We start from the raw sequence: 19,198 nt of genomic DNA, 5'->3' as shown, positions 1-19,198 counted from the left end.
GCCGGTGTCTCCCGACATCTCCCAGCCTGAGCTTTTCGACCTGCTCGCCGGGATCGGCCGCGAACGCGCCGGTCCCGGCGGGACGCCTCCCCCCGAGCCGCTCTACGACCGGCACGGGGTGCTGGTCGTGCGGGTGGGCGGCGTGGTGGTCAAGGCGCACCAGGCCGACCGGGGCGACGACCCGGACCTGGGGCGGCGGGTCGCGCTCGCCGGGGACCTGCCGGAGCTGTTCGCCGCGCCGCTGGGGCCGCCGCTGCGCGTGACCGGCGGTTTCGGCGAACGCACCGTCACCGTCACGGCGTTCGGCGAGCCCGTCCGCCCCGATGATCTTCCCTGGGAGGCCGCCGCGCGGCTGCTGGCCGGCCTGCACCGGCGGCCCGTCCCGCCGGACGCGCCGGGCTGGGGCCGCCCGACCCGGGTGGCGCGCCTGGTGGAACGCCTCCCGGACGGCCCGGCGGCCGGGGAGGTGCGGCGGGCGTTCGCCACCCTCCCGGCCTGGATCCGCGAGGGATCCCCCGACCCGGAACCGGCCGGGGAGCATCTGATCCACGGCGACTGGCACCTGGGGCAGATGGTGCGGCTCCCGGACGGGTCCTGGCGGTTCATCGACGTGGAGGACCTGGGGCGCGGCGACCCGGTCTGGGACCTGGCCCGGCCCGCCGCGCTGTACTCGGCGGGGGTGCTGCGCCCGGCGGACTGGACGGCGTTCCTGACCTCCTACCGGGCCGCCGGGGGCCCGGCGGTGCCGCTGCTGGGCGACCCGTGGGCACGGCTGGACATTCCGGCCCGAACTTTGGCGATCCAAATCGCCGCCACGTGCGTCATATCGGCGCGGGGGACGGATCGCCCGCTCGACGAGGCCGAGACGGCCCTGGTCGACGCCTGCACGAGGATCTCCAGGATGGTGGCGGTGAACACCGGCCCGACGTGACGCCCAGCATGACGTGCGGCGACGTCTGCCCTACATTTAGCCTCTACCTGGGGATTCCACACGGAAGGACGACAAAGCGATGCACTGCCCTAAGTGTCGTGGCGTCATGCGGACCTACACCCGCAGCGGCGTCCACATCGAGCAATGTGACAACTGCCGGGGCATCTTCCTCGACTACGGGGAGCTGGAGGCGCTGAGCCGTCTGGAGGCCCAGGGCCCGGGCTGGGCCGCGGCCCCGCCGCCGGCGGCGGGCACGCCCCCGGTCCAGGTGCACCACCACCACGGCGCGCCGGTCCACCACCACCGCCCGTACCACGGCGGCGGCGTGTTCCACATGCTGTTCTCGACCTGACCGCGACGTGCGCGGGGCCTTCCGGAGAGCCCGGCCCCGCGCACGCGCGCGTCACAGGCGCGGGTCCACCGGCTCGGACTCCAGCGCCAGGACCGCGAACACCGCCTGGTGGACCCGCCACAGCGGCTCCCCGGCGGCCAGCCGGTCCAGCGCCTCGGCCCCCAGCGCGTGCTCGCGCATGGCCAGGGAGCGCTTGCGTCCCAGCGAACGGCCGCGCAGCCGGTCCAGGTTCGCCGGCTCGGTGTAGTCCGGGCCGTAGATGATCCGCAGGTACTCCCGGCCCCGGCACTTGATGCCCGGCTGGACCTTGTGGTCCTCGGGCAACGGGCCGAGCGGCTTGACGACCATGCCCTCGCCCCCGGCGGCGGTGCGCTCCTCCCACCACCCGGTCACGGCCTTCTCGGACTCCGGCGACGCCAGGTCCACCACCTGGAACGCCGTGCGCTGGAGCAGCCCCGAGGAGTCGGCGCCCGCCAGGCGTCCGGCGATCTCCATGTGCCAGCCGTGGTCGCGCGCGGCGGCCCAGGCGGTGCCCTGGCCCGCCAGGACCTGGAACGGCGCCAGCCGGATGCCGTCCAGGCCGTCCACCTCCCAGCAGTACCGCGCGTAGGCGTCGCGGAACAGCGCCGCGTTGGCGGCCCGCCGGTCCACGCGCTCGCGCAGCCCGGCGACGTCCAGCCCGCGTGCGGCGGCCCCGGCCAGCGCGGCGGAGGCCGCCGGCAGCGCGGCGCGGGCGGCCGCCCCGGTCGCCGCGTACTGGGTGCGGATCAAATCCATGGCCTTGGCCGACCAGGGCAGCAGCTCGGTGTCCAGCGCCAGCCAGCCGGTGTCCAGCTCCTCCCACAGCCCGGCCGCGCCGACGGCGGCCCGGACCCGGTCCAGGACCGCCGCGGTCAGGGCGGGGTCGCGGAAGAACGCGCGGCCGGTGCGGGTGTAGACCGCGCCGAGGGAGCCGTCGGTGACGTCGAAGCGCCCGGCGGCGACCCCGGCGTCCCGCGCGACGACGACCACCGCGCGCGAGCCCATGTGCTTCTCCTGGCAGACCACCCTGCTCAGGCCCGCCTTCCGGTAGTCCTCCAGCGCCTCGGCCGGGTGCTCCAGATAGCCGGGCAGCGCGGAGGTCGCGGCCGGGGCCATGGTCGGCGGCAGGTACACCAGCCAGCGCGGGTCGACCGCGAAGCGGCTCATGACCTCCAGCGCGGCCAGGGCGTTCTCCTCGCGGACCGACACCCGGCCCATCAGGCGGGTCTCGACGCCCCCGACCTCCATGACGTCGGCGAACTTCAGCACGCCGGAGGCGCGCCGCCCGTCGCCCGCGGCCGGCCGGGCCTCCAGCGGCCGGACCGGCTCGTACCAGACCCGCCGGGCGGGCGTGGAGACGATCTCGCGTTCGGGGTAGCGGAGCGCGGTGAGCTTCCCGCCGAACACCACGCCGGTGTCCAGGCAGATCGTGTTGTTGATGAACTCCGCGCGCGGGACGGGCGTGTGCCCGTACACCACCAGCGCCCCGCCCCGGTAGTCGCGCGCCCACGGGTACCGCACCGGCAGCCCGTACTCGTCGGTCTCGCCGGTGGTGTCGCCGTACAGCGCGAACGACCGGACGCGGCCCGAGGCGCGCCCGTGGTACTCCTCCTTGAGCCCGGCGTGCGCGACGACCAGGTTCCCGCCGTCGAGCATGTAGTGGCTGATGAGGCCGTCCATGAACGCCATCGCCTCGGCGCGGAACCCCTCGGGCTCGGCGGCGAGCTGCTCCAGCGACTCGGCCAGGCCGTGCGCGACCCGGACCTTGCGGCCGCGCAGGGCCCGCACCAGCTTGTTCTCGTGGTTGCCGGACACGCACAGGGCGTCGCCGTCGCGCACCATGCCCATGACCAGCCGCAGCACGCCGGGGGTGTCGGGGCCCCGGTCCACCAGGTCGCCGACGAACACCGCGGTGCGCCCGCCGGGGTGGGTGGCCCCGACCGGACGGCCGAGCGCGTCGTGGCCGATCTCGTAGCCGAGGTCGCGCAGCAGGTCCTCCAGCTCGGCGCGGCAGCCGTGGACGTCGCCGATGACGTCGAACGGCCCGGTCAGCTCCCGCTTGTCGTTCCACGCCTTCTCGTACACGACGGTCGCCGCGTCGATCTCCTCGACGCCCTCCAGCACGTGCACGCGCTTGAACTCGCGGTGCAGCTCGCGCATCCCGCGCCGCAGCTCCCGGCGCTGCCGGGGGATGACGTGGTCGGGCAGGTCGCGGTCGGGGCGGGCCCGGGTGCGTTCGGCGGCGACGTGCTCGGGGACGTCCAGCACGATCGCCGCCGACAGCACGTCGTGCTCCTTGGCGATCCGCGCCAGGGCCTGGCGGGAGCGCGGCTGCACGTTGGTGGCGTCCACGACGGTCAGCAGCCCGCGCCGCAGCCGCTTGCGGACGATGTAGTGCAGCAGGTCGAACGCGTCGCCGGTCGCGGACTGGTCGTTCTCGTCGTCGGCGACCACCGCGCGGCAGTAGTCCGACGACACCACCTGCGTGGGCGCGAAGTGCCTGCGCGCGAAGTGCGACTTGCCGGACCCCGACACGCCGACCAGCACGACCAGCCCCATCTCGGGCAGCCTGAGCTCACGGCTCATCGTGTGAACACCCCCATCTGCGTCGGCGGTCCGACCTCGGGGTCGTCGTCGCCGACGGGTACGTGGCGGACCCGGTAGCCGTGCTCGGCGGCGACGCGGTCGGCCCACGCGCGGAACTCGGCGCGGGTCCATTCGAAACGGTGGTCGGAGTGGCGCATCGCGCCGGGCGCCAGGCCCTCGTAGCGCACGTTGTGCTCGACGTTCGGGGTCGTCACGATCACCACGCGCGGGCGGGCGTCGCCGAACACCACGTGCTCGACCGCGCCGAGGCGCGGCGGGTCGACGTGCTCGACGACCTCCATGAGCACGGCGGCGTCGTAGCCGTGGAAGCGGTCGTCGGCGTAGGTCAGCGACGCCTGGAAGACGCCCGCGGCGCGTTCGGCGTCGCGGTGCGGCCGGAGGTGCCGGCGCAGCCGGCGCTCGGCGGCCTCGACGGCGCGGTAGGACACGTCCGCGCCGGTCACCTCGGTGAAGAACGCGTCCTGGAGCAGGCGCGCCACCAGCTTGCCCGAGCCGGCGCCGAGGTCGATGACGCGGCGGGCGTCGGCGCGGCGCAGCTCCTCGGCGACGGCCTGGATGCGGCGTTCGGCCAGCGGCGTCGCGGCGGCGACCTCGGGCTCCCCGGCCTGCTCGGAGGCCGCATCGGTGGCCGCCGGTTCGGTGGCCGGGGCCTCCTCCTCGATGTCGTGCCGGTCGAGGGCGTCCTCGGGGGAGTCGTCGGAGTCGGCGAGGCGGCCGAGGGCGGTGCGCACCAGGGCGCGCCGGTTCGCCAGGTAGCGGCGGGTGATCGCGGCCCGGTCGGGGTGGGAGGCGAGCCAGCCCTCCCCCGCGCGGATCAGCTTGTCCACCTCGTCGGGCGCCATCCAGTAGTGCTTGGCGTCGTCCAGGACGGGCAGCAGCACGTACAGCTGGTTGAGCGCGTCGGACAGGCGCCGCTCGCCGGTCAGCGTGAGCGTGACGTACCGGGAGTCGCCCCAGGCGGGGAACGCCGGGTCCAGCGGCACCGGCGTCGCGGCGACCCGCCAGCCGAGGGGGGCGAAGAACCGTTCCACCTGGGCGGGGCCGCCGCGCGCGGGCAGCGCGGGCAGCGTGATCTCCAGCGGGATCGGGGACGCCGCCAGCTCGGGGCGGGCGTCGCAGCGCCCGCGCATCGCCGTCCGGAACACGCCCGCCATCGCCGAGGCCAGCAGCGACGACGCCGCGTAGGGGCGGTCGTTGACGTACTGGCCGAGGGAGAAGTCCGGGCTGTTCCTACCGCGCGTGCGCACCAGCCTGACCGGATCGACGTCCAGCAGCAGCGCCGCCGTGCAGCGCGCCCGGTCCGCCTCCGGGTAGAAGACGTGGGCCGCGCCGTACGCCTGGTCGAACCGCTGCACCCGGTCGGGGTGTTTGTGCAGCAGGAAACCCAGGTCCGTGGCCGGTTCCAGGGTCGTGGTGAGGGTCAGAAGCACCGGTCAAGGATGACAGAACGGGCTCTCGCCCCCGCACCGGTTTTTCCGCCGCGAACGCTCACGGAACGACCGGGCCGCTGACGAACCGGCCGCGCGCGTCGTACGGCCAGCCGTTGATCCGGCAGCCCTTCAGCCCGTAGATCTGCTGCATCATCACCGGCGCGAGGCGCCCCTTCCCGGCGCAGGTCATGTGCTTGACGCCGAGCCGGTGGCCGACCTCGTGGTTGATGACCAGCGCGTGGTACTGCCTGGGCTGGCCCGCGTAGTAGGTGGTCAGCAGCAGCCAGCGGCGCAGGTTCACCACGACCTGCTTGCCCGCGCTGCAGTTGACCTTCCCCTCGGTGGTCAGGCCGTAGGCGCCGCACAGCTTGTCGGTCGTGCCGGGCGAGGCCAGCCGCACCACGAAGTCGTAGGGAGGGGCCGAGACCCGCTGGAACGCCCACTTGCCCCCCGCCGTCCAGCCCTGGCGGTGGGCCAGCACCCGGTCCACCTCCTGGGTGAACGTCACCGGGTTCTGCCGCAGGCCGCCCTCGACCTGGACCATGTACCGCATCAGCTTGCCGCGCCCGAACACGCGTCCGCCGCCGATCGGCCGGGTGAACTTCCCGCTGCCCCGCTCCGGGATGTACACCGGCTGCCGGGTCGGGGCCACGGGCGGCTCGCTCGGCGGGTGGTGGGCGTCGCCGGAGGGGGAGCCGGACGGCCCGGCGTCGGTGGGGGCGCCCGGCGGCAGGGGCGCGGCGCCCGAGGTCGCCCACACCGCGAAGCCCGCGCCGCCGATCGCCACCACGGTCGTCACGGCGAGCACGGTCACCACGACCTGTTTGGCCCGTTCCCGGCGCGCGCCCTCGAAGGCGCGGTCCAGGTCGCCGCCCATGCCGTGCTTGGAGGTCACCCCGAAGGGGTCGTCCTGCGCCCGCCGCGCCGGTCCGTGCCCGTCGGGCCCGTACCCGTCCGGCGGATATCCGGGGTCCGGCGGGTACCCGGCGTCCGGTGGGGAGGCGGGGTCCGGCGGGTATCCGGGGTAGGCGGGGCCGGGGGCCCCGCGGCCGGGAGCCCCGTGGTCGGGAGCCCCGTGGTCGGGAGCCCCGTGGTCGGGGGCTCCGTAACCGGGAGCCTCGTAACCGGAGGGCTCGTAACCGGTCGGTTCGTGGCCGGTCGGCGCGCGATCGGCGGGGGCGGGGGGAGGCGCGTCCCGTCGGCCGGAGGCGTTCCGGCGACGGCGGCCCGCGCGGGGACGTTCGGGCTGCATGGCGCTCGCCAGCATGCCAGATATCCGGGGCTTTATGATCAAATCCCATGAGTCCGGACCCGCCGACGCCCGAAAAGTGGTGGCGAAGTTGTCGGACAAACCATGACAATCCGTAACGTCATGAGCAGACATCCCCGGCGCGCCGTCGCCCAGCAGACCGTCCGGATCCTCGACGAGGGCGGGTATCGCGCGCCCTCGGGCCGGGAGGTGCGCCTCGCCGACCAGGTCACGGACTGCGTACGGAACACCGTCCTGTACCGTCCCGCCGAACTCGACGCCCTGCTGTCCCGGTCGCCGTCCATCCCGGGCGTGTCGACCCGGCTGGAGGTGACCGGCGAGACGACCCTGGCCGCCGCGCGGCGGCTGTGCGCGGACGGCCCGGCGGACGGCGGCATGCCGTTCGTGCTGAACTTCGCCTCCGCCAAGAACCCCGGCGGCGGGTTCCTCAACGGCGCCCACGCCCAGGAGGAGGGCCTGGCCCGGTCCTCGGGCCTGTACGCGTCGCTGCTGGCGGCCCGCGAGTACTACGACTTCCACCGGGCCCAGGGCGACCTGCTCTACAGCGACCACATGATCTACTCCCCCGGCGTGCCGGTGTTCCGGGACGACTCCGGGGCGCTGCTGGAGGAGCCGTACCGGGTCGCGTTCCTGACCTCGCCCGCGCCCAACCGGGGGGCGATCCGCCGTCCCGAGCAGGCCGCGCGCGTCCCCGAGGTGCTGCGCGAGCGCGCCCGCAGGCTGCTGGCGGTGGCCGTGGCGCGCGGGCACCGCCGCCTGGTGCTGGGCGCGTGGGGCTGCGGGGTGTTCCGCAACGACCCGGCCGAGGTGGCGGGGACGTTCGCCGGTCTGCTGCGGCCGGGCGCGGAGTTCGACGGGCGGTTCGCGCACGTGGTGTTCGCGGTGTGGGACACCGCGCCGGGCGCGCCGCGCCAGGTGGCGTTCGAGGAGGCGTTCGCGGGGCTCTCCACCCCGTAGGACGCGGCGCCGCGCGTGAACGGGCCGGGAGGGCGCCCGGAGCGTTCCCCATCACCGCCGGTCGGCCCATCGGCCCTTGGGACGATCGTGGCGTGGCGCCCGGGCGGCCGGAGGGCGGGGCCGCCCGGCGCGGAGCGGCCCGGACCGGTGCGCGGTCCGGGCCGTCGCGCCGGGTCAGGACAGCTTCGCCATGACCTCCGTGGCGATCAGTTCCAGGTGGTCCAGGTCCGACAGGTCGAGGACCTGGAGGTAGAGCGTGCCGGCGCCCAGCTCGGCGAACCGGCCGATCTTGTCGACGAGCTCCTGCGGGGTCCCGGCCAGGCCGTTCTCGCGCAGCTCGGGCACCTCGCGGCCGATCGCGTCGGCGCGGCGGCGCACCTCGGCCTCGTCGCGGCCGCAGCACACCACCTGCGCCGCCGAGTACACCATCGGCCGCGTGCGGTCCTGCGCCTCGCAGGCGGCGCGGACCCGGCCGAACGCGGCGGCGGTGTCGTCGGGCTTGTGGAACGGCACGTTGTACTCGTCGGCGTAGGTCGCCGCCAGCCGCGGGGTGCGCTTGGCCCCGAAGCCGCCGATGAGGACGGGCGGGCCGTCGGCGGTGACCGGCTTGGGCAGCGCCGGGGACTCCCTGAGCCGGTAGTGCGCGCCCTCGAAGTCGAACGTCTCGCCGGCGGGGGCCCGCCACAGTCCGGTGATGATCTGGAGCTGCTCCTCCAGCTTCTCGAACCGCTCGTTCAGGCCGGGGAACGGGATGCCGTAGGCGGTGTGCTCCTCCTCGAACCAGCCGGTGCCGACGCCGAAGTCCACCCGGCCGCCGCTCATCTGGTCGACCTGCGCGACGGCGATGGCCAGCGGGCCCGGCAGCCGGAACGTCGCGGCCGTCATCAGCGTGCCGAGGCGGATCCGCCGGGTCTCGCGGGCCAGCCCGGCGAGGGTGATCCAGGCGTCGGTCGGGCCGGGCTCGCCCGTGACGTCGCCCATCTTCAGGTAGTGGTCGGAACGGTAGAAGGCGTCGAAGCCGAGGTCCTCGGTGGCCCTGGCGACGGACAGCAGCGTGTCGTAGGTGGCCCCCTGCTGGGGCTCGGTGAAGATCCGAAGACGCATGGTCCCATCCTGCTACCCCTGCTCACCTCACGGAAAACGGGGCCCGGCGCGCGCCGCCGGGCCCCGTGGTCGCCGCCCGTCCGGCGGCGCGCCCCGCTCAGTCCTGTTCGCGGCGGCGGGCGCGGCCGAGACGGGTCAGGATCAGGCCGGTGCCGACCAGAGCGAGGGACAGGTCGAGCATGACGCCGGTCTCCGCGCCGGTGCGCGGCAGCTCCCGCAGCGTCCGGGTCGGCGCGGGCGCCGTGCCCCCCGCGGACGGCGCGGACGGCTCGGCCGGCCGGGCCGGGCCGGCCGGGACGCCGGCCCGCCGGACCTTGGCCGTGGACCGCCGGTCCGGGGCCGCGCCGGGCCGCGCGCGCTCCGGCGTCACCAGCGGGCGGCTCACCGGGGTCAGCTGGGGCCGCAGCACCTTGGTGCGGGCGGTGGCCCGGTTGTTGTCCAGGTTCAGTTCGGCGGTCGTGGTCGCGACCCGCGAGGGGGCCTCCAGGACGGTGCCGGGCCGGGGCCGCTGGCGCGGCCGGACCCGGGCGTGGAAGGTCCTGGTCCCGCCCGCCGACAGCCGGTCGACCGCGCACACGAGCCGGCGGCCCGTCGCGGTGCAGGCGCCGTCGCGGTCGGCGATCTCGGCGGGCATCTCGGAGGTGACGGTCACCTGCCGGGCGGGCGAGGGGCCCTCGTTGCGCACCTCGATCGTGTACGGGATCGCCTCGCCGGGCCGGATCACCGCCGGGGCCCGTCCGGCCACCGACACGTCGGCGATGTCGGCCACGGTGGCGGCCGGGAACGCCCGGGACGCCCGCGCCCCGGCCCACGACACCGAGGCGGTGCCGACGACGTGGTTGCCCGGCTGGGCGTTCTTGGCGACCTTCGCGGTGAGCGCGCCCTTCTCGGTCTCGCCGGACCGCACCGCGCCGAGCTCGCAGACCACCCGGCCCATGGCGTCGCCGGACGCGGGGACGTAGGAGCAGTCCCGCGTGCCGGACACGAACTCCAGCGAGCGCGGCAGCTCGGCGGTGAGCGTCGCCGGGGCGTTCCTCGACGGGCCCTTCCCCGTCACCGAGAACGGCCAGGTGTAGACGCGTCCGGGCACCAGCGGGACGCCCGGTCCCGCGGTGTCGAGCCGGACCGTGGCGGCGCGCGACCGCGCGCCCCTGACGGCCCGGACGGGGTGGCCCGCCTTGCCGGGTTTGGTGCGCTTCTTGGCGCGGCCCTTGCCGGAGCGGTGCTCGGCGGGCTGGTGGTCGCGGCGGTCGCGGACCTGGACGGGCCCGTCGGCGCTCGCCGGCGCCCCCGCGCCGGGCAGCGGGACGACCCCGAGCAGCGGAGCGGCCGCCAGCACGGCCAGTCCCCTGACGCCCCACCCCCCGCCGGGGCGTCCGTGGTGCTTGTGGATCATTGCTGCTCCCCCGTGAGCCGGCCGGACTTCATGACCGTCTCCGTTGTAACCCGGCCACCGAAGATCACCTAGCGCCCCGTCGGCGTGTCCTCACCCATGGTGACGTCAACCTTTGGTCATCCGCGCGGGGCAAGGAAAGCCTCCCCGGCCGTGCGGTGGCATGCCGCCGGCCGTTGGGGGATCATCGCGCGCATGGCCGTTTTCGGGATCGACTACGCGTGGGGACGTCCCGGCCCGGCGGCGCTGAAGCGCGCCGGGGCGAAGTTCGTGTGCCGCTACCTGTCCCATGACCGCACCGGCAAGAACCTGACCCGCGCCGAGGCCGAGGAGCTGTCGCGGGCCGGGATCTGGCTGGTGGTGGTGTGGGAGACCACCGCCAGCCGGGCGCTGTCGGGCCGGGCGGGCGGGGTCGCCGACGCCCGCGAGGCGCAGCGGCAGGCGAGCGCCGTCGGCATGCCCGCCGGGCGGCCGATCTACTTCGCCGTCGACTTCGACGCCGGGCCCTCCCACCAGGCGGCGATCAACGCCTACCTGGACGGCGCGGCCGGCGTGCTCGGGCGCTTCCGGGTCGGCCTGTACGGCGGGTACGGGCCGGTGAAGCGCGCCCTGGACGCGGGCAGGGCCGCGTGGGCGTGGCAGACCTACGCCTGGTCGGGCGGCCGCTGGGACCGGCGGGCGCAGCTCCAGCAGTACTCCAACGAGCACCGGCTCAACGGCGTGAGCGTCGACTACAACCGCGCGGTCGCCGACGACTACGGCCAGTGGCGCGTGGGCGACGCGCCGCCCCGGGAGGAGGACCGGCCCGGCTACGTCTCGGTCGGCCTCGCCGCCGAACAGGAGCTGCCGCCCGGCGTGTGGACGACCGTGACGTGGGACCGGGAGTACGCCGACGGCGACGACCAGCACCCCGCGGGCGGACCGGACGTGCTGTCGGGGCCCGCGCGGTACGCGCTGACCGCCGCGGTGCGGGTGCGGGGCCTGCCCGAGGGCACGCGTCTGCGGGCCCGCGCGGTCGAGGCCGAGGCCGCCGCGCCGGACCGGTTCGACGCGGGGCCGGTGCGGGACTTCACGGCGGCGGGCGAGGAGACGAACCTGCTGTACGGCCTCGCCGCCGACGTCGTCGGCAAGGACCGCCGCGTCCGGCTCCAGGTGTTCCAGCACGGCCCGGCCCCGGCGCGGATCACCGGTGGCGGCGCCAGGCTGCTGTTCTGGAAGGGCTAGCGGTCCTCCAGGCGGCCCGCCGCGCGGGCGGCGCTGTGCAGCACCCGCGTCTGGGTCTCCATGTGGCGCAGGATGCGGCGCTGCCGGGCGCGCAGGTCGCGGTAGGCCCACACCGCCGCGCTCAGCACGACGACGGCGGCGGACGCCAGCGTCGCGCGCAGCACGTCCGGCGGAAGGGCCACGGGGGCGGCGACGGCGACCGCGGCGGCCCCCGCGCAGGCCGTCGCGGTGCCGAGCGCCCACCGGACACAGGTCGCGCGTACGCGCATCACGGACTCTCCTTCGCGACCGGGGATCCGCCGCCCGGAGGGGTGCGGGGCGGCGCTCCTGACCTGGACCGGCCTTCCCAGTCTGGCCGGTTGTCAAGGGCGCAACAACCAGTCAGTTCCAGAAACTTTTTCAGACTGCGAGGAAAGTCACCGGCCGTCGGGCTCCCCGTACAGCGCGCGCAGGAACGCCAGCGCCATCCGCCGCCTCCCGCCCTCGTCGGCGCGCAGGTCGGCGAAGTAGGAGTCGAGCTCCTCCAGCTCGCGCAGCGCCTCGCCCAGCGACACCGCGCCGGCCGGCTCGCCGCCCTCGCCGATCCGGGCCAGGTCGCCGGGCCGCCAGCGCAGCGCGGCCTCGACGGCGGCCCGGGTCCGCGCCTGCGGCCAGCGCCCGGCGGACTCCAGGTTGTAGATCGTCTTGACCGTCACCCCGGCCTGCTCGGCCAGCCGCTCCTGGGTGAGGCCGAGCGAGCCACGGCGCGCCACCACGTACTTGGCGACCCGCTCCCGGTCCAGCTCTCCGGCCATGCCTTCAGGATGGCGGAAACAGTAAGGAACATCCAGTAACCGGCGGGTGCATATTTCCTTCATCGCTATTTCTTGTTATTTCCGGTCATCCCTTGATGTCTTACCGGGTCATTCCTAGGCTGAGGGGCAGGCCCACGACCGAAGGGGTGGGACAGTGCACCAGGAAGGACCCCTCACCGTCGAACTGGCGCTGGCCGAGCTGCGGCGGGGGATGGACGTCCGGCTCACCAGCCTGGAGGGCCAGCTCGCCCTCCTGCTCCAGCGCGACGAACACCACGAACGCCAGATCACCGATCAGGTCCGTCTGCTCTCCGAGGTGGAGGACCGCCTGACCCGCGCCGAACGCGAGCAGGTCACCCGCGGCCATCTGGAGGCCCGCTTCCGCCACACGGTGGCCCTGCTGTCGATGCTCGCCGCGGCGGCCTCGGCGGCCGTCACCCTCTGGGCGACCGTGCTGAACTGACGGGCGCTCCGCGAACCGGCGGGCACCACGGAGCCGGCGGGCACCACGGAGCCGACGGACGCGCAGGACCGGCGGGGGCACGGCGTGCCGGGACTCCCCGGGTCGACACACCTCCCGACACGCCGCCCCCGTCCTTGTCAGGCGGGCCGGTCCGTTCTTCACTGAGGCGATGACCGAACGCCTGTCACGCAACCGCGCCAGCATCGCCCACCGTCTCCGCTACGCCGCCCGCAACCCCGACCGCATCGCCCCCTACGCCCGCCGCCTCGCCCGCGACACCTGGCTGCGGCTGCGTGCACGCGACCACGTCGCCTACTACCGCGCGGTGATGCGCTCCGACGCCGCCCGCAGCCCCTACGGCGCCGTCGGCACCGCCGACCACGACCACTGGCTCGCGATCGGCCGCCTCCAGTTCGACTACCTGCTGTCCCACGGGCTGAAGCCGTCGCACCGCATGCTGGAGATCGGCTGCGGCAACCTGCGCGCGGGCCACCTGTTCATCGGCCACCTGGAGCCGGGCCACTACTACGGCGTGGACATCTCCCCCGACATCCTGTTCGCCGCGCAGGAGACGGTGACCCGGAACGGCCTCCAGGACCGCCTGCCGCACCTGACCCCGGTCCGCGACCTGCGCCTGGCGTTCCTGCCGGAGGGGCACTTCGACGTGATCCACGCCCACAGCGTCTTCTCGCACTCGCCGCCGGAGGTCATCGACGAGTGCCTGGCCCACGTGGACCGGCTGCTCGCCCCGGACGGCTTCTTCGACTTCACCTTCAACCGGACCACGGGCCGGGAGCACCACGTCCTGCGCGAGGACTTCTATTACCGCACCGAGAGCCTGACGGCCCTGGCCGAAAAGCACGGCCTGACCGCCCGGCTGATGGACGACTGGGAGAAGAACCCCCACAAGCAGTCCAAACTCCGCGTCACCCGGCCCGCCCCGAACGGGGGGTGACCGGGACCGGTCCGTCCAGGTTTGACGGCCTTTCTGACAGAGCAGACTGATCAACGACAACAGCCCCGCGCAGTGCCGCGCTCGGATCTCATCGGGGAGCTGGTCAGCGTGGCCATCGACGTCGGCCCCAACGACCGGGCCGGGACCGAGTGGCCCGCGACCCTCGACGTCGGCGCGCTGCTGGCGGAGGGCTGGCGGCCGACCCCGTTCCGGCAGTTCATCGTCAAGGTGCACGGCCGCTGCAACCTGGCCTGCGACTACTGCTACCTGTACGAGATGGCCGACCAGGGCTGGCGCGCCCGGCCGCGCCGGATGTCCCGGCCGGTCGTGGCGGCCGTCGCCGGGCGCATCGCCGAGCACGCCCGCGCGCACGGCCTGACCCGCGTCGAGATCATCCTGCACGGCGGCGAACCGCTGCTGGCGGGCGTGGAACACCTGCGGTACACCCTGGCGACGCTGCGCGCGGCGGTCCCCGGCGGCGTCGAGTGCGCGCTGTCGGTCCAGACCAACGCCACCCTGCTCGACACCCTGTTCCTGGACCTGCTGGCGGAGTTCGACGTGCGGGTCGGCGTCAGCCTGGACGGCGACGAGGCCGGGCACGACCGGCACCGCCGCCGCAGGGGCGGCCGGGGCAGCCACGCCGACGTGCGGGCCGGGCTGGAGCGGCTGACCGCGCCCCGCTACCGGCACCTGTTCGGCGGCCTGCTGTGCACGATCGACCTGCGCAACGACCCGGTCGCCACCTACGAGGCGCTGCTGGAGTTCGACCCGCCCATGGTGGACTTCCACCTGCCGCACGGCACCTGGGACGCCCCGCCCCCGGGCCGCGTCCCGGACGACCCCGCCACCCCCTACGGCGACTGGCTGGCGGCGGTGTTCGACCGCTGGTACCGCGTCCCGGCCCGCGAGACCCGGGTCCGGCTGTTCGGCGAGATCATCCGGCTGCTGCTGGGCCGCCCCTCGCGCAGCGAGTCGGTCGGGCTGTCGCCCGCCGCGATGGTGGTGGTGGAGACCGACGGGTCGCTGGAGCAGGTGGACTCGCTCAAGGCCGCCTACGACGGGGCCGCCGCGACGGCGCTGCACGTGCTGCGCGACGCGTTCGACGCCGCGCTGCTGCTGCCGCCGATCGTCGCCCGGCAGATCGGCGTCCGCGCGCTGTCGGAGCGCTGCACGGCCTGCGCGCTGCGCCCGGTGTGCGGCGGCGGGCTCTACCCGCACCGGCACCGGGCGGGCAGCGGCTTCCGCAACCCGTCGGTGTACTGCCCCGACCTCTACCGGCTGATCACCCACATCCACGCGGCCGTGGCCCGCGACGTGGCCGCGCTGCGGAAAGGCGGGCGATGACGTCCCCGCACACCGCACCCGGGCGCACGGTGCCCGACGAGATCCTGCGCGCGCTCGCGGCGGGCTCCGGCGGGAACGCCGCCCTCGAACTGCTGAACGCCGTCCAGCACGGCAAGCACCTGCTGCTGGTCCGCCACATCCGTGCCCTGGCCCCGCGCACCGCGACCGGCTACGACCTCCTCAAGGAGGTCCAGAAGAACGACCGGGAGGCCGCCGACCGGGTGCTGCGGTACCCGACCGTCGGGGTGTGGGCGTGGCGCACCGCGCGGGCGCTGGAGGACGGGCGTTCCGATGACCCCCGGGCCGACGGGATGGCCCTGCTCGCCGCCGCGGCGGCCGTCCGTGCGCGGTTCCCGGCCGAGATCGGGGTGCCGGTGCGGGACGGCGCGGTGACGCTGCCGTCGCTGGGGCGCGCGCTGCTGCCCGGCGCGACCACGGCGCGGGTGCGGAGCGGCCCGCACGGCGCGGCGGTGACCGGCGGCGACGCCTCCGTCGCCGTCCCGGCCGACCCGCACCGCGACGCGCCCGGCTGGCAGGCGCTGCGCCGGCTGACCGCCGAGAGCGGGGGCCGCCGCCTGGACCTGCTGCTGGACGACCACGACCCGTACCGGATGCCCGGCACCGCCCGCCTCGGCGACCGGCTGCCGGAGGCGGAGGTGGAGCGCTGGCGGGCCACCCTGCGCGGGGCGTGGGAGCTGCTGGTCCCCCGGCACTGGACGATCTGCGCGGAGACGGCGGCGGTCCTGCGCACCCTCAGCCCGCTGCCGGCGCCGGAGGGCGGCGGGCAGTCCAGCGCGACCGCCCAGCACGCGTTCGGCGGGATCGGCCTGTCCGAGCCGCCGCACCGGCACTTCTTCGCCGTCACGTTCGCGCACGAGGTGCAGCACACCAAGCTGACCGCCCTGCTGGACGCGGTGCCGCTGACGGCGCCCGACGACGGCGCCCGCTACCGGGCCCCGTGGCGCGACGACCCGCGCCCGGTCGCGGGGCTGCTCCAGGGCGCCTACGCCCATCTGGGCATCGCCGGTTTCTGGCGTCGGCAGCGGCACCACGAGAGCGGCGACATGGCGACGTACGCGCACACCTGCTTCGCCCGCTGGCGCGACGCCGCGCTGTGGGTGTGCCGCACCCTGGCGGCGAGCGGCGGGCTCACGCCGCACGGCCGGGTCTTCGTCGCGGGCATGACCCGCACGCTGGAGGACTGGGCGGCCGAGCCGGTGCCGCCCGCCGCGCTCGCCGCGGCGCGCGCGGCCGAGGCCCGCCGGCTGGCGGACTGGCGGGAGCGCAACGGCCCGCTCCCGGCCCTCCAGCGGGCGACCTAGATCGGCGGCGGGTCGAAGTCGCAGTCCAGGTGGCGTCCCTCCAGGAACACCTCGGCGTCCCGGTGGTCCAGCGTCAGCGTCCGCGCGTACCGGTCGAGGGTGTCGGCCCGCAGGGTCTCGGCCTCCTCCTTCAGGCCGGACGCCAGCAGGTCGGCCGACAGGTTCGCCGCGCCCGCCAGCGTCGTCGGATGGTCCTCGCCGAGCAGCGCGCGCAGCCGCCGCAGCGTGCCGCGGCCGAGCCGCACGGCCGACTCCCGCTCGCCCAGCGCGGCCAGGTCGCTGGCCAGGTTCACGGCGACGGTGAGGGTGTAGTGGTGGTCGCGGCTCAGCTTGGCCTCCAGGCCCGCCAGCGACCGCTCGTTCAGCCTGCGGGCCGCCTCCGGGTCGCCCAGCACGCGGTGCAGCACCGCCACGTTGCTGGCGCAGCCGTGGTGGAAGGGGTGCTGGTCGCCATAGATCCGCGGATAACGGTTCATGGTGTCCCGGGCCAGGTTGAACGCCTCCTGGGCCCGGCCCGCGGAGCGCAGGACGTTGGCCAGGTTCACGGCGGAGGCGAGGGTGTCGGGGGTGTCGAGCCCGAACTGCCGGACGCAGCGGGCGTGGACGTCCTCGGCCAGTTCCAGGGCCTCCTCGGTCTCTCCGGCGCGGAGCCGGGCGATGGCCAGGTCGCGGGCGGTGCGCAGGGTCCACGGGTGGTCGGCGCGCACCTGCCGGGCGAACGAGTAGGCGTCGGTGCCCACGTCGCCGGCCGAGATGTAGTCACCACACAGCCGGACCGCGCGGGCCAGCCCGTTCCAGAACACCACCCGGGTCACCGGGGGGATGTCGTCCAGCGCCAGCAGTCGTTCGTACGCCTCCTCGTGCAGCTCCTTCGACCTGAGGTAGGCGCTGGTGAGGCCGTGGTCGAGAGCCAGGCTGTTCATCGCGCGCAGCGTGCGCAGGTCGTTCTCGCCCAGCGCGGCCCGATGCAGCGCCAACGACCGCTCGTCGTGCTCGCGGGCCTCCGGGAAGTCGCCGCGCGCCCGCAGGTCGGCGCCGATGCTGTTGTGCAGGATCAGGGTGAACTCGTGTTCGGGTCCGACCGTCTCGTCGAGTTGCCGCAGCGTGCTGACGTCGAGCTGGTAGGCGTCCTCGTACTGGCCGATCTCGCGGCGCAGGTTGCCCTGCACGTGCCGGGCCCGCAGGACGTCCAGGTCCGGCGGGCCGGTGGCGTCCCGCGTCCACGACCTGATCATCGTGTCGACGTACCGGTTGGCCGACCGGTAGTTCCCCGAGGCGAACAGGTAGTTCAGCGTGTCCAGCGCGAGCCCCCGCACCTTCGGTTCGCGGCTCTCCAGGAGCCGGGCGGGGAGGACGTGGGCCAGCAGCTCGGAGTAGCGCGGCCAGGCGTTGGAGTCGGAAGGGTTCTCCGGGGCGAACGCGGCCAGCAGCGCGTGCACCTCGGCGCGGATGCGGGCCTGCTCCTCCTGTCCCATCTCCTCGCGCAGCAGCGCCTGGATCAGCCGGTGCACCTGGATGTTGCGGCTGTCGTCGATCCGCACGAGGGCGTAACGGCCCAGTTCGCTGATGGCCTTGCTGAGCCCGAGGGGCGCGCCCAGCAGGGCACGCAGTTCCGGCCGCACGGCCGGGTCGTCGGTCCGGGTGAACACCCCGCGGGGGATCGGCTCGGGGCCGAAGAAGGCGCAGCAGCGCAGCAGTTCCATGGCCTCGGGGCGGCGCTGCTGGAGGTTCGACACCGACAGCGCCCACGCCGCCGTCATCGACAGCGGGTACTCGCTGGGCTTGCCCTCGTCGAGGACCTGACCGGTGTGGTCCTCCAGGAGCCGCAGGTACTCCTCCACCGACATGCCGGTCTCGGCCTGGAGCGCCCCGGCCTGCTCCAGCGCCAGCGGCAGGTCGCCCAGCGCCTCCGCCAGCCGGTCGGCGTCCTGCTCGGTGAGCCCCCGGCGCACCCGTGCGATCAGGAACGCCACGCTCTCCTCGCGGGTGAACACGTCCACCGGCAGCGTCTCCACGACGCTCTCCCACCGATGGTTGCGCGATGTGATCAGTACGTGGCCGGGCCCGCCGCGCGGCACGATGTCGTTGATCTCCTCGGGCTCGTCGGCGTTGTCGAAGATCAACAACCAGCGGTCGTAGGGGTCGCCGCGGCGCAGCGCGTTCAGCACGCGGTCGGCGGCCTCCTCGATGCCCCGCGTGGCCGGGTCGGGCACGCCCAGGTCGGGGGCCTCCAGGGCGAGCTGTGCCAGCGTCGAGCGCGCCAGTCCGGGCTGCTCGGCGGAGATCCACCACACCAGGTCGTACTCGGACCGGTAGCGGTAGGCGTACTCGACCGCCAGCTGGGTCTTGCCGACCCCGCCCAGGCCGTGCAGCGCATGCGGAACGACGGCGGTGACCTGCCCGCCGTCCCCGCCGGCGATCCCCTCCCGCAGCCGTGTCAGCAGGTCCTCACGGCCGGTGAAGTTCTTGTTCTTCGGCGGCACCCGGCCCCAGATCGTGGGAACGGCCGAGGAACGCCGTGGTTTCGGCTCCACACTCGTCACGCGACCCGCCTCCCGGTACCGGCGTGCTGACTTCGCCAGGGTAAAGACAATAAACGTTCTTTTGAACCATCAACAGGCCGCTTCGCCCCTTACCAATTCCGGCCGACACCCTGACCCATTCCGGTCCACCGAATACGGGAATGGCGATCGCGCTATTGTCAGCGCCCCGACCGGACGCGACCATCGAAGACAGATGACGGCGCACAGGGAGCGCATATGCCAGAACAGACCGCCGTACCGGCCAGTGGTCTTGTCGACATCTCCGGCCTCACCCTCCACGACCTGGACGATCTTGACGACGGCACCATCGCGTGGGCGTTGCGCGAGGTACTCGACCCGGCCCCCGGCGAGACGGAGGTGGTCGCGGGCTTCGACAACTCGTAACGGGACCGTGCGTCGACGGCCGGAACCGGCCGCATGACGGGTCGCGGCACGGCCCGGCGGCAGGAGCCGTACCATCGCAGGACCAGGGGAACGCGCCGGGGGCG

The 19,198-nt window shown here is 74.6% G+C and carries 17 protein-coding genes; 9 read left to right on the top strand and 8 right to left on the bottom strand.

The features are described 5' to 3' along the window. Nucleotides 1-4 precede the first annotated feature (4 nt). Together HNR61_RS18010 and HNR61_RS18005 are read left to right on the top strand one after the other, a co-directional pair. A complete protein-coding gene (locus HNR61_RS18010; protein ID WP_312897950.1) occupies nt 5-931 on the top strand; it encodes a phosphotransferase family protein in 927 nt (308 codons plus the stop codon). Between the two features lie 79 nt (nt 932-1,010). Beyond that, nucleotides 1,011-1,283 (top strand): TFIIB-type zinc ribbon-containing protein, encoded by a 273-nt coding sequence (locus HNR61_RS18005; RefSeq protein WP_067831966.1) that lies wholly within the window; start codon nt 1,011-1,013, stop codon nt 1,281-1,283. Nucleotides 1,284-1,334: 51 nt separating this feature from the next. On the opposite strand, the gene HNR61_RS18000 is transcribed toward HNR61_RS18005, so the two are convergent. Genes HNR61_RS18000 through HNR61_RS17990 form a run of 3 tightly spaced genes read right to left on the bottom strand, consistent with a single transcriptional unit; the run spans nt 1,335 to nt 6,608 of the window. Further along, a complete protein-coding gene (locus tag HNR61_RS18000) occupies nt 1,335-3,890 on the bottom strand; it encodes a polynucleotide kinase-phosphatase (protein WP_182844296.1) in 2,556 nt (851 codons plus the stop codon). Continuing rightward, nucleotides 3,887-5,341: a 3' terminal RNA ribose 2'-O-methyltransferase Hen1 gene (locus tag HNR61_RS17995; RefSeq protein ID WP_182844295.1), complete on the bottom strand. Its 1,455-nt coding sequence runs from the start codon at nt 5,339-5,341 to the stop codon at nt 3,887-3,889. Before HNR61_RS17995 ends, HNR61_RS18000 begins: the two co-directional genes overlap by 4 nt. A gap of 58 nt (nt 5,342-5,399) precedes the next feature. Continuing rightward, nucleotides 5,400-6,608, bottom strand: a complete 1,209-nt coding sequence (locus tag HNR61_RS17990; RefSeq protein ID WP_246442995.1) for a DUF3152 domain-containing protein — start codon at nt 6,606-6,608, stop codon at nt 5,400-5,402. A 105-nt stretch (nt 6,609-6,713) separates the two neighbouring features. Here HNR61_RS17990 and HNR61_RS17985 point away from each other — a divergent pair, with 105 nt between their 5' ends. Next, the gene (locus tag HNR61_RS17985; protein WP_182844294.1) at nt 6,714-7,568 is read left to right on the top strand and encodes a TIGR02452 family protein; all 855 of its coding nucleotides are present in this window, start codon (nt 6,714-6,716) and stop codon (nt 7,566-7,568) included. 174 nt (nt 7,569-7,742) lie between these two features. On the opposite strand, the gene HNR61_RS17980 is transcribed toward HNR61_RS17985, so the two are convergent. Further along, complete coding sequence (locus HNR61_RS17980) at nt 7,743-8,672, bottom strand: LLM class F420-dependent oxidoreductase (RefSeq protein WP_182844293.1); 930 nt, start codon at nt 8,670-8,672, stop codon at nt 7,743-7,745. A 97-nt stretch (nt 8,673-8,769) separates the two neighbouring features. Continuing rightward, nucleotides 8,770-10,068 (bottom strand): COG1361 family protein, encoded by a 1,299-nt coding sequence (locus tag HNR61_RS17975; RefSeq protein ID WP_182844292.1) that lies wholly within the window; start codon nt 10,066-10,068, stop codon nt 8,770-8,772. Nucleotides 10,069-10,260: 192 nt separating this feature from the next. Between HNR61_RS17975 and HNR61_RS17970 the strand changes: the two genes are divergently transcribed. Next, entirely contained in the window at nt 10,261-11,289 is a 1,029-nt protein-coding gene (locus tag HNR61_RS17970; RefSeq protein ID WP_182844291.1) for a DUF1906 domain-containing protein, read from the top strand. On the opposite strand, the gene HNR61_RS17965 is transcribed toward HNR61_RS17970, so the two are convergent. After that, entirely contained in the window at nt 11,286-11,558 is a 273-nt protein-coding gene (locus HNR61_RS17965; protein WP_182844290.1) for a hypothetical protein, read from the bottom strand. The genes HNR61_RS17970 and HNR61_RS17965 overlap by 4 nt on opposite strands. Before the next feature lie 147 nt (nt 11,559-11,705). Beyond that, the gene (locus tag HNR61_RS17960) at nt 11,706-12,083 is read right to left on the bottom strand and encodes a helix-turn-helix domain-containing protein (protein ID WP_182844289.1); all 378 of its coding nucleotides are present in this window, start codon (nt 12,081-12,083) and stop codon (nt 11,706-11,708) included. A gap of 154 nt (nt 12,084-12,237) precedes the next feature. Here HNR61_RS17960 and HNR61_RS17955 point away from each other — a divergent pair, with 154 nt between their 5' ends. From HNR61_RS17955 to HNR61_RS17940, 4 genes are all read left to right on the top strand, one after another. Further along, on the top strand, nt 12,238-12,546 hold the full coding sequence (locus HNR61_RS17955; RefSeq protein WP_182844288.1) for a hypothetical protein: 309 nt from the start codon (nt 12,238-12,240) through the stop codon (nt 12,544-12,546). A 169-nt stretch (nt 12,547-12,715) separates the two neighbouring features. Then, nucleotides 12,716-13,501 (top strand): class I SAM-dependent methyltransferase, encoded by a 786-nt coding sequence (locus HNR61_RS17950; RefSeq protein WP_182844287.1) that lies wholly within the window; start codon nt 12,716-12,718, stop codon nt 13,499-13,501. 72 nt (nt 13,502-13,573) lie between these two features. Continuing rightward, complete coding sequence (locus tag HNR61_RS17945) at nt 13,574-14,845, top strand: FxsB family cyclophane-forming radical SAM/SPASM peptide maturase (RefSeq protein WP_312897949.1); 1,272 nt, start codon at nt 13,574-13,576, stop codon at nt 14,843-14,845. Then, nucleotides 14,842-16,167 (top strand): HEXXH motif domain-containing protein, encoded by a 1,326-nt coding sequence (locus HNR61_RS17940; protein WP_182844286.1) that lies wholly within the window; start codon nt 14,842-14,844, stop codon nt 16,165-16,167. The genes HNR61_RS17945 and HNR61_RS17940 overlap by 4 nt, the downstream gene beginning before the upstream one ends. Here HNR61_RS17940 and fxsT read toward each other — a convergent pair. Beyond that, a complete protein-coding gene (gene fxsT / locus HNR61_RS17935) occupies nt 16,164-18,710 on the bottom strand; it encodes an FxSxx-COOH system tetratricopeptide repeat protein (RefSeq protein ID WP_312897948.1) in 2,547 nt (848 codons plus the stop codon). The two genes, HNR61_RS17940 and fxsT, sit on opposite strands and share 4 nt — an antisense overlap. A 216-nt stretch (nt 18,711-18,926) precedes the next feature. Here fxsT and fxsA point away from each other — a divergent pair, with 216 nt between their 5' ends. Further along, nucleotides 18,927-19,094 carry an FxSxx-COOH cyclophane-containing RiPP peptide gene (fxsA, locus tag HNR61_RS17930; RefSeq protein ID WP_182844285.1) on the top strand — a complete coding sequence of 56 codons (168 nt, stop codon included), beginning with the start codon at nt 18,927-18,929 and terminating at the stop codon, nt 19,092-19,094. The last annotated feature ends 104 nt before the right edge of the window (nt 19,095-19,198 follow it).

It is taken from the genome of Actinomadura kijaniata, from assembly GCF_014138665.1.
GTDB lineage: Bacteria > Actinomycetota > Actinomycetes > Streptosporangiales > Streptosporangiaceae > Spirillospora > Spirillospora kijaniata.
This window is presented reverse-complemented; position numbering and strand designations above follow the sequence as displayed.

Coding starts and splice junctions, on each gene's coding strand:
- HNR61_RS18005 (WP_067831966.1), top strand. CDS start 1,011: ATGCACTGCCCTAAGTGTCGTGGCGTCATGCGGACCTACACCCGCAGC.
- fxsA (WP_182844285.1), top strand. CDS start 18,927: ATGCCAGAACAGACCGCCGTACCGGCCAGTGGTCTTGTCGACATCTCC.
- HNR61_RS17980 (WP_182844293.1), bottom strand. CDS start 8,672: ATGCGTCTTCGGATCTTCACCGAGCCCCAGCAGGGGGCCACCTACGAC.
- HNR61_RS17990 (WP_246442995.1), bottom strand. CDS start 6,608: ATGCTGGCGAGCGCCATGCAGCCCGAACGTCCCCGCGCGGGCCGCCGT.
- HNR61_RS17975 (WP_182844292.1), bottom strand. CDS start 10,068: ATGATCCACAAGCACCACGGACGCCCCGGCGGGGGGTGGGGCGTCAGG.
- HNR61_RS17950 (WP_182844287.1), top strand. CDS start 12,716: ATGACCGAACGCCTGTCACGCAACCGCGCCAGCATCGCCCACCGTCTC.
- HNR61_RS17965 (WP_182844290.1), bottom strand. CDS start 11,558: ATGCGCGTACGCGCGACCTGTGTCCGGTGGGCGCTCGGCACCGCGACG.
- HNR61_RS17985 (WP_182844294.1), top strand. CDS start 6,714: ATGAGCAGACATCCCCGGCGCGCCGTCGCCCAGCAGACCGTCCGGATC.
- HNR61_RS17970 (WP_182844291.1), top strand. CDS start 10,261: ATGGCCGTTTTCGGGATCGACTACGCGTGGGGACGTCCCGGCCCGGCG.
- HNR61_RS18000 (WP_182844296.1), bottom strand. CDS start 3,890: ATGAGCCGTGAGCTCAGGCTGCCCGAGATGGGGCTGGTCGTGCTGGTC.
- HNR61_RS17960 (WP_182844289.1), bottom strand. CDS start 12,083: ATGGCCGGAGAGCTGGACCGGGAGCGGGTCGCCAAGTACGTGGTGGCG.
- HNR61_RS17940 (WP_182844286.1), top strand. CDS start 14,842: ATGACGTCCCCGCACACCGCACCCGGGCGCACGGTGCCCGACGAGATC.